This window comes from Streptococcus oralis subsp. dentisani (assembly GCF_003944205.1).
Lineage (GTDB): Bacteria > Bacillota > Bacilli > Lactobacillales > Streptococcaceae > Streptococcus > Streptococcus oralis_BH.
This window is the reverse complement of record NZ_RJPH01000003.1, coordinates 12,452-25,423: the sequence shown is the minus strand read 5'-3', so window position 1 is coordinate 25,423 and position 12,972 is coordinate 12,452. Positions and strand designations below refer to the sequence as shown.

The window sequence follows — 12,972 nt, the reverse complement described above, 5'->3', positions numbered from 1 at the left end:
ATTCTCATGAAGAAAAATATCTTAACTACCCTCTTAGCCGTCGTCCTCTACTTTCTCTGTCTAGGAACTGGAGTAGTACTTGGACACTTGGTGGATTCAACGGGCAATATGTTCTACGCGCCTGCCTTTTCTGCCCTTGTCGGGGGAAGCGTCTACATGCTTCTTTTAGCAAAGGTTCCTCGTTTTGGTGCAATCACCACTCTCGGGCTCTTTATGGCATTTTTTTTCCTAGCTAGTAAACACGGCGCTGGCGCCTTTCTACCAGCTATCACTTGCGGTCTTGTAGCAGATGCCATCGCTCGCCTCGGAAACTACAAAGACCGAATCAAAAACACCCTCTCCTTCCTAGTCTTTGCTTTTAGCACAAGTGGTCCCATCCTCCTCATGTGGATCAATCCAGAATCCTACGCGGCTACCTTACTCGCGCGTGGAAAATCCCAAGAATACATTGACCGTATCATGGTCGCTCCAGAGTTAGACAAAATCCTTCTCTTTGTCGCAAGCATCCTTCTAGGTGCCTTGGTTGGTGCTGTGATTGGGCAGTTTCTAAGTCAAAAAATAGCTGATAAAACATAAGGTAAAGGCCCTGAAGACTAGCAATGCCTATCTCCAGGGCCTTTTTGTATACAATCTTAGAATTCACTATAGATAAATTCTTGAATGTTCGAAAAATCGGTCACAAAACAGTAAATCACGATGCTCAAGATAACCGTATAGAAAAATAGTGTCCACAAGATTAAACGATGTGTGTTAGTTAGCTTGGTTTGCAAATTTGTAAAGTTCTTTTTCAACTTCCATCCATCCTTTCACTCCAACGTGCATCACGTCAAATAAAAAGTAATCATCATACTCTCTGTTTCCATAGTTTAATACGGTTGCACCATGGCTTTTTGCGACATCTTCTATTTTTTTGTAAGTTTCTTCACGCATCTCTCTTGAGACACCAGTGTAGTCATTCCATTTCCCGTTTACTGGGAAAATAATAACCTCAACTTCAATTCCCAATTCTTTGGCAACTGTCAAGAAAAGTTCCATATCTGAATATTCTGGCGACTCTAGGTAACTCAAATCTTTATTAGAATCTTTCAGTGATGCATAGCGATCTTTTAAGTAAGTATTGTAGTAGTTATTATCAACAGCATAGTCATTATTGTCTGTTTTCTTTTTGACCTCTTCCACAAACTGATCCGTCATTTTCTCCCAATCATAGTCTGGAGTTTTATCTCCTAGTGAAGGATAATCTGATTTGGCATGTTTTTGATAAAAAGTCTGTTTGAGCTTAAAGGAATACATCGCGTTCTCAAACTCTAATAGTTTTTTATCAACAATGGTTCCTTTTCCATCTATGAAATAACTTTTGTATTTTTTGTAGATGTCATTTTGTTGCTTGTTCCCCTTGGTAATCTCGATAATGCGATTGATTAGTTTTTCTTTCGTTTCTTTACTAATCTTGTCATTATCTAGCATGTGGAAAATATGTTCCTGAGAAGCCTTGTTCAAAAAGGCATCTTGATGGGTCCCATCTTTTTCAAACCACTGAACCGACTCTACTATAGCTACTTTTCGCTTGGTCATAGATCCTTCAATAGAGCCCAAGGTCGTAGCCTGAATGATGTTTTGAGAATAACTGGTCCCAATCTGCATGATATTAAAATCGTTGTAGTTAAAAATTTTATTTGGATGATAGTCTTCATTTATCGTCGCAACCAACTCTGAAGAACCCATTAGAACCAGTGTATTGGGAGTGATATTGCTTGTTAGAATGTCTCTACTTTTATACTTTTCATACGAGGTGCTATAGCGAATACTGTTATCCTTGACTTTATAATAATCATCAATCTTCTTGACATAGGTCACATTTAAAAGGGCAAGCGTCGCAATTACGAGCACAAGCGATAGTAAAAATGCTTTTAATTTAATCATCTCGTTTTATCCTATCCCTTCGATCTGTCTGATTTCTTTTCAATCTCTTATCTCTTTAAAATCGTAAGCAAGATTTTATAGGGTTCGCCCGAAAAGATAAAGAAACCAATCATAACCAAATTCATGGTCACAAACCAACTTAGTAGCTTATACCAGTTTTTGTTTTTATTTTTCTTATAAAAATTGCTTTTCTTTTGATACACTTCAAATCCAGCCATCAAGACACCATGGTAAAAACCATAAACAATATAGCTAACACTAAGACCATGCCAAAAACCCATGACCAACATATTGACCATATAAGCATAGGTTGCATTGTATAGTCTATTTTTGAACCATTTTTTCCTGATAACCTGCATCAATACTCTTGAAAATACAAAATCTCTCAACCAGGTCGACAAGGTGATATGCCATCTGGTCCAAAAATCCTTGATATCGACACTCAAGAAAGGTTTGTTAAAGTTCATCGGTGTCTGAATACCTAGAATGTTACTACTTCCAACAGCCATTAGACTATAGCCTGCAAAGTCGAAAAACAGATACAAGGTATAGAGGTACATATACTTGATTGAGTAAACGACTGTGCCAGTATTATTTAGAGCGAGTAACATCTGGTAAACATAGGTTGATAAAACAACCTTGTAAAGAAGGCCTAGAACGATACGATACACACCGTTCCCTGCTAACTCTAGATACTCTTTTCGGGACATGACCTCGTTTATCTCTTTTAAAAATCTCCTACTCCGATCAATCGGACCAGCACTAACTGTTGGGAAAAAGAGCAAAAACTGTAGATAATCTTTTACACTGATTTTTTCTTTGATTAAGCCATCCGATATTTCTAGCATGATCTGAATGGTCTTAAAGGACATGTAGGAAATTCCAATAAAGGCCAACAAATGCAGAGAAGTCAGGGCAAAGACTTTATTGATTACCAAAGGAAGAATGGAAAGGAAAACCAGTGGTTTCAGCCTCTTTGCCTCTATCCTCTGCGCTAGAAAAACCAGAAAATATTGATAAACGACAAAGGCGAGCAAATAGACAATCATCGCTCGACTCTTACCATAGATAGCTCCTGCAAATAAGAGGGAGAGCGCCAAAATATAGTAGTCTTTACGTTTTTCAAAAAAGTTTACTACAAAACCAATCAGTAAAACTACAAACAAGAGAAGGAAAAACTCATTCCCCTCGAAATAATTCATATCAACCGAACTCCTTTTTCATTTTCTCATCTCGCTTCAAGGTTTATCTTTCTAGTTTTTTCCTATCCTATCACCAAAGAGAGTTAACTTTATCTATTATACCATAATTTAAAAACTTTAAATGCCCCTGTTGGCAGCTTCCTAGAACAAAAAAGAGCCCTTCGGCTCTTTTTATTTATGACTTAATTTCTTGGTCAAGAAATCTCCCAAGAACTGGATCGTGAAGATAATCAAGATGATGATAATGGTTGCTAGAACTGTTACATCGTGATTGAAACGGTTAAATCCATAAGCAATGGCTACATTACCAATACCACCTGCTCCAACCGCACCCGCCATAGCTGTTTCCCCAACAAGGGAAATCAAGGTCACAGTCGTCACACGAATCAAATCAGGAAGACCTTCTGATAGATAAACACCCACGATGTCCCAGAATGTCGCCCCGCTCGCTTGAGCCGCCTCAATGACACCGCCATCCAGCTCAGCCAAGACAACCTGCACCTGACGGGCAAAGAAGGCAAAGACTGCAAAAGAAAGTGGCACAAGGGCTGCATTTGGCCCAATACTAGTCTTAACAATCAAGTGAGAAAGCGGAGACAAGATCGCCAAAAGGATGATAAATGGTACCGCACGGAAAATAGAGGTAATCTTGTCTAAAATCCAGAAGACAACCTTATTTTCCAAGACACCACCTGGTGCGGTCAAGACAAGGAAGAGACCTGCTACCAGTCCCAAGAACCCTCCGATGATGAAGGAAAGAACTGTCATATAAAGAGTTAAGTAGATGGCTGTTCCCCAGCCTGCTTGACCAGCCCAGCCCATTTTATAGACATTTGGTAAATAGGTTTGAATCAATGATTCCATCTTACTGTCCTCCCTTCAATACTTTTAGCTGTACACCTGCTTGACGAATGGCTTCTTGAGCGCCTGCTAGCGCTGCTTTTTCACCTGACAAGACCACAACCAATTCTCCAACAGGAGTGCCGTCGAGGATCTCGATATTTCCATAAAGGATATTAGCCGTTACTTGGTAATGCTTGTACAATTCATTCAAAAGTGGTTCGTCTGTCGAAGCCCCTGCATACTTGAGCTGCACTAAGATACTGTTCTCAGATAAATGCTCCACGATTTCTTGCTTCTCAATCTTAACCATGGCTTCATCAATACCTGTCGCAGTTGAGATAAAGTCTTGGGTCAAAGGTTGTTTAGGATCTGAGAAGATTTCAAGAACACTGCCCTCTTCAATCAAATGCCCATCCTGCATAACTGCCACACGATTGGCGATGTCTTTGACAATCTGCATTTCATGCGTAATCAAAACAACAGTCAAGCCTAATTTTTGGTTCAAATCTTGCAACAAGGCCAAAATCTGCTTGGTTGTCTTAGGGTCAAGGGCAGACGTTGACTCATCTGAAATCAAAATTTTCGGATCATTTGCCAAGGCACGCGCAATGGCCACACGCTGTTTTTGCCCTCCTGATAGTTGTGAAGGGTAGTTTTCAGCACGATCCGCCAAGCCAACCAAATCCAACAACTTAGCTACTTTAGCCTTCTTTTCTTCCTTGCTGAGTCCAGAATGTTTAAGGGCAAAGGCTACATTCTCCTCTGCTGTCTTTTGACTCATCAGGTTGAAATGCTGGAAAATCATCCCGATATCCTGACGTTTACGACGCAACTTCTCTGCCGTCAAGGTCACCTTGCCATCAAAAATCACATCATCGTCAATGGTAATTTTTCCTGCAGATGGCTTTTGCAAGAGGTTAATCACCCGTACAAGGGTTGATTTTCCCGCTCCAGAATACCCAACGATTCCGTAGATATCCCCTTCTTGGATGTGAATGGTCACATCCTTGACCGCTGTGATGGTTCTCTTCTTCTGATGAAAAGTCACATCAATCTGATCTAACTTGATAATATCTCTACTCATAGCTTCTAATCAGCTCCTCTACTAATTCAATATGGGTGTAGTAATCGGCGATTCGCACGTTTTCATCTCCACCGTGGTCTCGGCTATTGGCATTTCCTAGACCGAAGGCCACCATTGGCACTTCCAGGGCGTCAAAGACCGTATGCATCGGTCCTGTTCCCGCTGTTGTTGGCAAGACTGATACGCCCTGCGGATAGAATTTCTTAGCCAACTCAATCACATTGAGAATGGCTGGTGCGCTCATATCGCTTCGATAGCTCATCTCTCCCAAGGTATAGTATAATTCTACCTTATCAAAGCCATTTTTGTCTAGCTGTTTCCTAATTTTTTCCAGAACATCATGCGGTTCTAGGCCAGGAACCAAACGAACCTCAAGCTTAGCACTGGCTTCTGCTGGCAAAATCGTTTTAACCCCTTGCCCTTGATAACCTGACTGAATCCCTTCGATATTAAGGGCTGGCTCGAAAAAGAACCGTTTTAGAAAGGCTGCACGATCCTCTTGTAAGAGAGGCAATTCCAAGCCATAAATGCGACTAATTTCCTCAGGATTGCGTTGGGCGTAGGTATCTACCAAGGCTAGTTCTCGTTCATTTGGCTCTTGAACATCTTCGTACAAGCCTTCTACCAAGATACGTCCATCAGCAGCTCGCAGACTACTTAAGGCCTGGATAAGATACCACGGTGCTGACTCCACGACACCACCATAACTCGAGTGGATATCCACATCCGCACTTTTCACCTTTGCATCAAAAGTCACAATCCCTTTGTTTCCACCAGAAATCTCTAACTGCTCCAAGGCATTTTTGGTTCCTTGCTCCCAAACTAGCAAATCTGCTCCACGGAGTTTGTCTGCGTGTTTCTCTAAATACTTGTCTAAATCCATAGAAGCAGACTCCTCTGCCCCTTCCATGATAAAGCTGATGTTGACCGGCAGATCATCGTGGTGCTGCATATACTTTCTCAGAGCACTCAAACGAGCCGTGATATGGCCCTTGTCGTCGTCAACTCCCCGCCCATACATAAAGCCATTTCGCACAGAAAGTGTAAAGGGATCCTCTGTCCAGATCTGATCTCCGTCCGCTGGCACGGTGTCATAGTGGTTATAGAAGATCAAGGTCTTGGCATCTGGACGCGAACTCTTGAAATGCGCCATGACAAAGGGAGCCGTGTAGCTCTCATCAATCTCCACTTCAGCCCCTACACGCTTGAAAATCTCACCCAGATAGTTTGCGACCTCCTTGAGTCCAACTTGCTGAGCAAAGACTGATTTCTTGGAAATTAAAGTGCGCAAGACTTCAAAATAATGCTGGGCCACATGATCCTTTTCAAATTTTTCAATCTGCTCTTGTTCGCTAGGAAAAACCATTTTCTCTCTCTTTCTACTATGTACTTGTGTCCTTGGAACGACCACAAGTGCCTCTTTAAAATCAACTCTCTATACAAAAGCAAGAGGTGGAAACTCTCTCCCACCTCCCTGTGTCTTATTACCAAACTGGTTGGTCCAAACCGTCTGATGTTTCTTCGATAACCTTTTTCACTTCATCAGTGTGGTAAGCTGCGATAATTTTCTTGATGGCATCCGCTTTAGGTGATGATTCCCAATCTTTTTTCGCAACGATGATGTTGTACCATTGTTTTGAGTTTTCGTCAGCTTGTTCTTTGAAGAGTGCTTTCTTGTAGTCCAATTTTGCTTCTGTAACGAAGGTATTGTTTACAACAGCAGCATCAACTGATGACAATGAACGAGCTGTTTGGCTAGCGTCCAATTCAGTAATCTTCAAGTTCTTTGGATTTTCTTTGATGTTTGCGATAGTAGCAAGTTCAGTTCCTGAAACATCCAATTTAATCAAACCAGCTGATTGAAGCAAGTAAAGCGCACGGCTTTCGTTTGTTGCATCGTTTGGCACAGCGATTTCACCCTTATCTGGGATTTCTTCCACTTTGGTGTACTTGTTTTCTTCCCCATTTTTACCTGAGTAAAGGCGGATTGGTGAGATGTACGTATCTGCAATCGCTACAAGGTCTTTCCCGTTTTCTTTGTTCCAGTTGTTCAAGAAGTTGTAGTGTTGGAAGGCGTTCAAGTCTACTTCACCATCAGCAGTTGCCTTGTTTGGTTGAGAGTAGTCAGTGAACTCTGTGAATTCCAATTTAATACCATCTTTTTTAACCAATTCTTGGATTTTATCCCAACGTTTTTCTTCAGAACCACTGCGGTTAACTGTTGCAATTTTAACAACTGTTTCGTTATCTGCTTTCTTTTCTGAATTTCCGCAAGCTGCAAGAGCCAAACCTGCGACTGTAGCAAGAGCTGCTACACTGAGCCATTTTTTGATTTTCATGATTCTATCTCCTTTAAAAATAATACCGTAATAGTATCTCATACTTTATTTGATTTCGCAAATTGTTAATAGATAGGCAGACATATAGTTTAAAACTATATGTCTGAAAATTGAGAAATCATCCGCCTTTCTCAGACTGGATGATTTCATAAGACTATTTAATGTCAGCTTCTGCTGGAAGGTAAGTGTCTCCGAAGAATTGTTTAGACAACTTTTCAAGAGTTCCATCTTTGTAGAGTTCTTGGATACGTTTGTCTACAAATGATTTCAACTCATCTTGGCCTTTAGCAAGAAGTGGGTATACGTAAGGTTGTTGGTCGCTTGGAAGCTCAATCACTTTCAAGTTGTCCAAACCTTGGTTCTTGATCACTGTTTCAACACCGATTTTATCAAAAATCTTGTAGTCAAATTGACCATCGCTCAAACGAGACATGATTTGTTGGAAATCAGCCTTGGTGTAGTTAAGAACCGTTGGGTTGTCTGCGTGTTGTTTGTTATAGTCTTCCAGTTGTTTAGCTGTTGTTGTTCCTTGAACAACTTCTGTTGATTTTCCACCGATATCATCAAGTGATTTGATGCTAGAGTCGTCTTTTTTCACTACAAGGACGTTAGGGTTCTTAGCAGTTGGGGCTGCATAAAGGTATTTTTCTGCACGTTCTTTAGTGTAGCTGATGTTGTTAACAGCCATTTGGTAACGGTCAGCGTCAAGGCCTGCAAAGACTCCTGACCACTCTGTCTTCTCAAACTTGACATCATACTTGTCAGAGTCTTTAAAGATAGCGCGAACCACTTCAATTTCATAACCAGTCAATTCGCCATTTTCTTCATAGTTGAATGGTTTTGGTGAAGCATTTGTTGCTACGATAATTTCTTTCTTGCTAGCTGCTTCTCCCTCTTTCTTAGCACCACCTGAGCAAGCTGCTAGTACACCTGCAGCAACAAATCCTAGAGCAGCAAGAGATGAATATTTGACGATTTTTTTCATGTCATTTCCTCCAAAATAGAATACTGTACTATCTTAACAGAAAAAAATTTTTTTCGCCATTATATGATACCTATCTCGGTGATAGGTTTTTCTTATGGCTGATTAAAAGACCAGACGTAAGACTGCAATCAAGACCACCCCAAAAAGAACCGTTCCCACTAGATTGCGGTAGCGAAAGGCTACCAATGCCGTTGGAAAGACTGCTAAAAAGTCCAGCCATTTGATCTGGGGAAGACTCCCAACCTTTCCGCTCACTACGCTTGAAAGGATCAAGGCAAAGATAATGGAAACAGGCAAGAACTTCAAAAACCGCTCAACGATAGCTGGCAACCCCTTGTACTTAACCAAGATGAAGGGAATCATACGGGGAATCCAAGTCACTAATCCAGAAAAGACGATTGCCATTAAAATATACTTACTGACCATCTAAGACCACCCCCATGGTACAACCTAGCAAGGTCGCAAACAGAACAGCTAGCGACTGAGACACTACTGTCAAGAGCAAAAAGAAGGACACTGCAACAACTACTAGAATCAGCAGCAGATTCCGGACAGGAACCCGTCTTTGCATAATCTGAAATTGCGAAGTAAAAATCCCGATAAACATCCCAACAAGGGCAAAGTCTAATCCAAAGACCTCAGGATTTGGAAGAAGCCCACCTAAAGCTGTCCCCGCAACTGTCCCAATAAACCAGGCTACATAACTATTGAGATTATTCCCGTGCATCCACATGGGATGGACCTTGTCTGTATGGGCTAATTCTCCCATCAAAACCCCATAGGTTTCATCTGTCAAGAGACTGGACATGCCTATGTTTTGCCAGAGACTAGTATGACGGAAATAGGTCGACGCATGCAAGCTTAGCAAAAAGAGGCGCAAGTTGATCAAGAAGACCGTCATAGCAATTGCTGCCACAGGCGCTTGGACCGCAATCAGTGCCAACATGGCAAACTGGGCGCTCCCAGCATAAACAAAGAGGCTCATCAAGCCCATCTCAACAGGTGTCACATAGGGCGCACCGATAATCCCACAAGCCAGGCCAATGCTGACATAGCCAAGGGCAGTCGGCATGGCCGCCTGTGCACCTTCCCAAAATCCTTTTTCTTTCATCTCTCTCCTCTTATTCTCTTCGTTTGAGGCTGTTCAAGGTCACAGCCACAGCAAGGAATATTATAACACATTCAAAGAAGAGAAAAAAGTTTAGAGTTTGAAACTAGTAGCTAGCAAAAAATGCTGAAATCCCCTGAGTGTTATTAATGCATCCTAAACTGATCCACCCGAATAGTATACTTTTTATCTTCAATTTCTTTAGCATCTTCATCTTCTGTCGGATAAACATCGATCCAAAATTCTCTCCTTTGTCCTTTCAACTTGACTTTATAGCGATAGCCGTCATCGTATAGTCCTACCGTCTCGGTAGTTACAGATTGAAAATTTGGAAGAGCTTCAATTTCTTTTTTTATAGTCTGGGATAGATTGTTGAGCACTACATATTGCTCCCCTTTTGAAGCTACAGGAATATGAACTGTCGCTTCTTCCAAGCGATGTGATTTTGAAAATGTGAATCTTGCTCGACCTGTATAACCATTCAAAGCAATATTTTCGTAATCATAGAAAAGGCGTCTCGTTTTATAGAAATAGGGGTCTTCTGCACGCCAGCTATCTCGATAACCCATTTCTGTTTCTTCCACCACTTCGCTAGCCTCACCAAAAACTTCTTCAAAGGATTTAAGAGGCATATTGAATGAAAGTGTTTCAAACAAGACCAGTTGTGTCTTTTTAAAATTCTGGCAAGCTGATAAAAGCATGAGTAAAGCTCCAAGAGCAAGCAAACTACTGATTATTTTTGTAAATTTCATATTTCTACTATACAAAAAAAGTCTAGGATTGACAAACTTTGATAGAGCGGGATTCCGTGATTGGATTTTAAAAATGCTTCTTTTGTTTTAAATTGATCAAGAGTCAGTAACAATCCGTCATAATAAGAAAAAGACTGGGAAGCCAGCCTTATCTATGTGATGTAAAAATTTCTGCTAAATCTAAAATCCAAACACCAATAAGCTGACGATAATTAAAAAGGTATTCCACAAGATGTGGAGTGCCATTGACCAATAAATTGAACGTGTATAGCGAAAGAGCATACAGAGTAGCAGACCTGCTCCTGCATAAATGATGAAGTCTGTTATCACCCATCCATATTGCAAAACATGGATAAGACTGAATAGAGTTGAGGAAACAATTATATCAACATAGCGCTTTTTAAATTTAGATAGGGCTGTCATCAGAAGACCACGGAAGACTAACTCCTCAACTATCGGAGCAATAAGACCGCCATAGAGAAAACGCGTTATAAAGTAACTAATTCCTGTCAAATTAGCTGCTTCTTTCACTATTGCACTCCCATTTTGCGTACTGGGAAAGATCTTAGTCGTTATATTTACCCACAAAAACATCAATATAAAGGAAAGAAAGAAGAGACCCAGATAGGACCAGCGAAACTCGAATCGACCGTACTCTTTACAACGTTGACTCTTTACAAGAATGACAGTAGCAACAATTCCCTCAATTACTATCAATAAAATTTGAATCCCATAAAATCCAAAGTCGGATAACTGGTTCACTGAATCTAATTTTGCTACAAGATTAAAAATCGAGTAATAGGACACAAGCACCAAAATGGTCCCTAGATAAAATTTCGTTTCTTTCCCTTTCATAGTTGATCCTTTTAAGTTTTATTTACGTCTTCTTTCAGCCAAACCTACCCAGAGTCCTTTCATCCAATCAAAAGCTCCGTAAGGGCTTGGTCCAGCACTACAAACTGACTCGGGAATTTTATGTCACAGCTAGTATTCTCTTTTGTTATTTACAATGCTTCAAAAACCTCTAAAACAACAAGGGCAGAATTTGGCCAATGCCATTGTAGACTATATGCAATCCAATAGGCCAATAAATGGACTTTGTCACTCTAAATAAGACTGCAAATATGAGACCACCACCCATATAGAAGACAAAGTCTGTCAAGATCCATCCATGACTACTAATGTGCAAGATTCCAAATAATATAGCTGATCCGAGTACATCCAGTCCCCATTTCTTTCCTTTTTCCAGAGCGGTCATCACCAACCCACGATAGATTATCCCTTCAAAAATGGGACCTGCAATCACAGGATAGAAAAAATACATCAAAAATACCGTAGCTCCTGTAAAAGTAGGAACATCCAGTTGATAAGAAATTTCATTTTTGGTAGGTGGGAAAATTAAAAATGTGACGAAATTCCAAATAACAAAAGCAAGAAGAGCTAGGAAGGAATAAAAAAGATAGGAACCTCTAAATTTTCGACTGTTAATTTTCTGCCATTTCCCTACTTGAATCATAACAATAATAGCAAGCAGAACCACAAGAAAATTCAACATCATATCCGACAAATAATAGGCAAAGTCAGATAGACCAGCAACAAGGTCGCTATGTAAAACCAAACGAATGAGGAACTGATCAGCAATAACTAGCAGAACGGCTATAATAAAGTAGTAGTGTGAGATTATCTTTTTCATTCTATTTTCTCCTATACTATGAAATAAGGATAGTATAACACGGAAATCACCACATTTTAGTAAATCGCATATTTGACATTTTTTCTCATAGAAATCTCTCATTTGCGATTGTAGACTAATCGATAAGATCTTTGTATTGCTGTAATCGTAGTTCAAAAAGAGCGGTTAATTGTGGATTTTCTAATACTTGCAGAGATTGGATAAAGTTTTCAATCTCTTTTTGATTGCTTCCCTTAGTTTGAAGGAAAACACTCATTTTCTTTAAAAATTGCCACAATAATTTCTCAAAAACATCATACGGACGAAGCATGCTCTCCAACTCAGACTCAAAGATTGGGATGTAAGAGAAAAGTTTGCGCTCCATGAGCTCTGAGATGATATTCAGATAGCCACTTTTCATATACAGTCTATTGTGTGCCAATTCTTTAAATTCCTTGGATTTTTCGAGTAAGGAGGTTGATAAAAAGATCAGATCTTGATTACTCAAGAAGGGCATGGTGTTGCAAAAAAGATAGAGTTCAAACCAGGTCCAAGACTCGATAGCATAGAGATAGCTAGTCAAAAACTCTCGATCCTCCTCTTCGAGCAGATAGCTTTTATCCAAGGAATGGATAGCATTTTTAATCACGACGGCATTCAAACGACGATAAGTCTGTGCCATCTGTTCTTGCTCGATTTCCTCCAACAGTTGCTCTAAGCCAGCTATATCTTGATGGGCAAAGCGATCCACAACCTTTCTACCAATTCGCATATGTGGAGATTCCTGATAATTATTAAGCTTGTGTCCAAACTCGTCGAAGGTTACATTTATCCCTTGGATAGCTAGGATCAGCTTATCCGCAGACAACATAGACTGCCCCAGTTCAAACTTGGATAGCTGGGATGCTGTCAGCCCATCACAAGCCACATCTGACTGCTTGAGTTTTCTCGCCAGGCGCAGTTCCTTGTAAAATTCTCCCAATTCTTGTTTTTCAATCATGGCCAAACTCCCCTTTAAAGATTCCCTTTACTATTCTATTCGTAAAAAATTTTACTTTTTTACA

At 40.3% G+C, this 12,972-nt stretch carries 14 protein-coding genes; 1 reads left to right on the top strand and 13 read right to left on the bottom strand.

What is annotated here, in order from left to right; genetic code table 11:
• The first annotated feature begins 6 nt into the window (after positions 1–6).
• A complete protein-coding gene (locus tag D8805_RS03205) occupies positions 7–576 on the top strand; it encodes an MptD family putative ECF transporter S component (RefSeq protein ID WP_125415420.1) in 570 nt (189 codons plus the stop codon).
• 174 nt (positions 577–750) lie between these two features.
• Here D8805_RS03205 and dltD read toward each other — a convergent pair whose 3' ends face one another.
• From dltD to D8805_RS03140, 13 genes are all read right to left on the bottom strand, one after another.
• Entirely contained in the window at positions 751–1,923 is a 1,173-nt protein-coding gene (dltD, locus tag D8805_RS03200; protein WP_125415419.1) for a D-alanyl-lipoteichoic acid biosynthesis protein DltD, read from the bottom strand.
• Between the two features lie 47 nt (positions 1,924–1,970).
• The gene (dltB, locus tag D8805_RS03195) at positions 1,971–3,125 is read right to left on the bottom strand and encodes a D-alanyl-lipoteichoic acid biosynthesis protein DltB (protein ID WP_125415418.1); all 1,155 of its coding nucleotides are present in this window, start codon (positions 3,123–3,125) and stop codon (positions 1,971–1,973) included.
• Positions 3,126–3,296: 171 nt separating this feature from the next.
• Positions 3,297–3,989 carry a methionine ABC transporter permease gene (locus tag D8805_RS03190; protein ID WP_061418498.1) on the bottom strand — a complete coding sequence of 231 codons (693 nt, stop codon included), beginning with the start codon at positions 3,987–3,989 and terminating at the stop codon, positions 3,297–3,299.
• Between the two features lies 1 nt (position 3,990).
• On the bottom strand, positions 3,991–5,052 hold the full coding sequence (locus tag D8805_RS03185; RefSeq protein WP_125415417.1) for a methionine ABC transporter ATP-binding protein: 1,062 nt from the start codon (positions 5,050–5,052) through the stop codon (positions 3,991–3,993).
• Positions 5,045–6,418, bottom strand: a complete 1,374-nt coding sequence (locus D8805_RS03180; RefSeq protein WP_125415416.1) for a M20 family metallopeptidase — start codon at positions 6,416–6,418, stop codon at positions 5,045–5,047. The genes D8805_RS03185 and D8805_RS03180 overlap by 8 nt, the downstream gene beginning before the upstream one ends.
• 118 nt (positions 6,419–6,536) lie before the next feature.
• The gene (locus D8805_RS03175) at positions 6,537–7,391 is read right to left on the bottom strand and encodes a MetQ/NlpA family ABC transporter substrate-binding protein (protein ID WP_125415415.1); all 855 of its coding nucleotides are present in this window, start codon (positions 7,389–7,391) and stop codon (positions 6,537–6,539) included.
• Positions 7,392–7,545: 154 nt separating this feature from the next.
• A complete protein-coding gene (locus tag D8805_RS03170; protein WP_125415414.1) occupies positions 7,546–8,376 on the bottom strand; it encodes an amino acid ABC transporter substrate-binding protein in 831 nt (276 codons plus the stop codon).
• A 102-nt stretch (positions 8,377–8,478) separates the two neighbouring features.
• Positions 8,479–8,802 carry an AzlD domain-containing protein gene (locus D8805_RS03165; RefSeq protein ID WP_125415413.1) on the bottom strand — a complete coding sequence of 108 codons (324 nt, stop codon included), beginning with the start codon at positions 8,800–8,802 and terminating at the stop codon, positions 8,479–8,481.
• Positions 8,792–9,487 (bottom strand): AzlC family ABC transporter permease, encoded by a 696-nt coding sequence (locus D8805_RS03160; protein ID WP_125415412.1) that lies wholly within the window; start codon positions 9,485–9,487, stop codon positions 8,792–8,794. The genes D8805_RS03165 and D8805_RS03160 overlap by 11 nt, the downstream gene beginning before the upstream one ends.
• Positions 9,488–9,630: 143 nt before the next feature.
• The gene (locus tag D8805_RS03155; RefSeq protein WP_125415411.1) at positions 9,631–10,236 is read right to left on the bottom strand and encodes a hypothetical protein; all 606 of its coding nucleotides are present in this window, start codon (positions 10,234–10,236) and stop codon (positions 9,631–9,633) included.
• A 180-nt stretch (positions 10,237–10,416) separates the two neighbouring features.
• Positions 10,417–11,091, bottom strand: coding sequence for a CPBP family intramembrane glutamic endopeptidase (locus D8805_RS03150; RefSeq protein ID WP_125415410.1), 675 nt, complete (start codon positions 11,089–11,091; stop codon positions 10,417–10,419).
• Between the two features lie 169 nt (positions 11,092–11,260).
• On the bottom strand, positions 11,261–11,929 hold the full coding sequence (locus D8805_RS03145; protein ID WP_125415409.1) for a CPBP family intramembrane glutamic endopeptidase: 669 nt from the start codon (positions 11,927–11,929) through the stop codon (positions 11,261–11,263).
• Positions 11,930–12,044: 115 nt separating this feature from the next.
• Positions 12,045–12,908, bottom strand: coding sequence for an Rgg/GadR/MutR family transcriptional regulator (locus D8805_RS03140; RefSeq protein ID WP_125415408.1), 864 nt, complete (start codon positions 12,906–12,908; stop codon positions 12,045–12,047).
• Positions 12,909–12,972: the final 64 nt, after the last annotated feature.